Below are 1804 nucleotides of genomic sequence, written 5' to 3'. Positions count from 1 at the left end.
GCCAGCGCGAACTTGTCCGCACCCTTGTCGGCCTGGATAAAGCGACGTCGGGACAAATCCTGGTCGGGGGAAAGCCCGTACAACCTAAAAGCCCACGTCATGCCATCGCGGCCGGACTGAGCTTCCTTCCCGAAGAACGCAAGGTGGAAGGGATATTCTCGACACTGTCGACGGCAGCAAACATCGTGCTGCCCGTCATCCAGAACATCAGCCGGACCGGTTTTGTCTGGCCCGCGCTGGAACGGCACAGTGCCGCACGGGCATCCGAAGGGGTCGAACTCAATCCTCGCTATCTCGATTTTCGTATCGCCGACCTCTCCGGAGGCAATCAGCAGAAGGCATTGCTTGCGCGTGCGATGTTTACGGGCGCGCGTACATTGCTTCTCTACGATCCGACCCGAGGCGTCGATGTCGGCACCAAGCAGGCTATCTACGCGGCCATTCAGGCCTTTGCCGACAGGGGTGGATCGGTGCTTCTCTATTCATCGGAACTTACAGAACTGACGCGTCTGGCCGACCGCTGTCTGGTGCTCTACGGCGCACGAATTTTCGAGCAGTTCACGGGCGAAGCCATCGAAGAGCGTGCGCTGGTCGCAGCCCTTACCGGTCATTCCCGAGACCCCGCAAAATCAAAGCGCGAGGCCGCGGCATGAGCATTCTTGCAACCAAGGCGGCAGCCACCTCTCACCGCCTCGCCCCGTCAATGCCGGCAAGGGCAAAAGCCTTACTGGCCAGCGGCACCGGCATCATCATCGTTCTCTACATCATCCTGTATGGCCTGTATTCCATATGGGATCCTACCGCGCTGACCGCCGACACAGTGCTCAACCTGACGAACAATGCCGTTCCCCTTGCGATCGCGGCGGCGGGTCAGACGTTGATCGTGCTGTCCAGAGGCTTCGACCTTTCCGTCGCCGGCGTCATCTCGCTAACCAATGTCATCATGGCGGCTTATCCGCTGGACGGCCCGTTGGGGGCAGTCGAAAGCCTTGCCATCTGCCTGGCGATCGGAGGCGTGGTCGGCCTGGTAAACGGTTTCCTGGTCGCCGTGCTGCGTCTCCAGTCGATCGCCGCCACGCTGGCGACGATGATCATCTGCCAGGGCCTTTCATTGGTGATCCTCGACGCGCCGGGAGGTACGGTCGCGGATTTCATCTCCTATGATCTGACCGACGTGCTTTTCGGCGTGATCCCGATCTCGGGGCTCTTCGTCGCGGGCGTTGTCGCTCTCTGGATGATTTGCCGACGCACGGCGTTCGGCACAGGCCTTTATGTCGTGGGGGCTGATGAAACAGCTGCGCATCTGTCAGGCATCAATGTCAAACGCGTCCGAATTCTAAGCTTTGTTATCGGTGGCATGCTCTACGGCCTCGCGGGTTTCATGCTCAGCGCTCAAACTGCGACAGGAAATCCCAACGCAGGCGCCTCTTTCCTGATGCTGACCTTCGCTGCCGTGGCGCTCGGCGGCACGTCGCTGAGCGGTGGGCGCGGCAGTGTCATCGCCAGCATCATCGGCGCCGCCACGCTCATGTTGCTGCAGAAGGTGCTGTTCGCCGGCGGCGTGTCGTCCTTCTACACCGGCATTTTCCAGGGCGTGGTGCTCGTGCTGGCGGTGGTGTTTGGAAATGTCGTGACGCATTTTGTTGAACGAAGAGGTGCAACGTGACCGAAGCGCACCCTCCCGGGGCGGCTGTAGCCCCTGCCCCGCGGGCCCAACGGCACACGGAACGTGTCGCCGACAATAGGCGTACCGCACGCTTGCGGCCAGAGACAATCACGGCGGTCTGCGTGTTCGGTATCAGTA

At 61.0% G+C, this 1804-nt stretch carries 2 protein-coding genes; both read left to right on the top strand.

All coding sequences use genetic code 11. The features are described 5' to 3' along the window. The coding region (locus tag EN879_RS34425) for an ATP-binding cassette domain-containing protein (protein ID WP_164774779.1) at nucleotides 1–653 on the top strand (653 nt) is incomplete at its 5' end. Continuing rightward, nucleotides 650–1666 (top strand): ABC transporter permease, encoded by a 1017-nt coding sequence (locus EN879_RS34420; RefSeq protein WP_024505176.1) that lies wholly within the window; start codon nucleotides 650–652, stop codon nucleotides 1664–1666. The genes EN879_RS34425 and EN879_RS34420, both read left to right, overlap by 4 nt. The last annotated feature ends 138 nt before the right edge of the window (nucleotides 1667–1804 follow it).

The organism is Mesorhizobium sp. M7A.F.Ca.AU.002.02.1.1 (genome assembly GCF_003998535.1).
Classification (GTDB): Bacteria; Pseudomonadota; Alphaproteobacteria; order Rhizobiales; family Rhizobiaceae; genus Mesorhizobium; species Mesorhizobium ciceri.
Note: the sequence above shows the minus strand (reverse complement) of the source record. Positions and strands in the feature narration are given on the sequence as shown.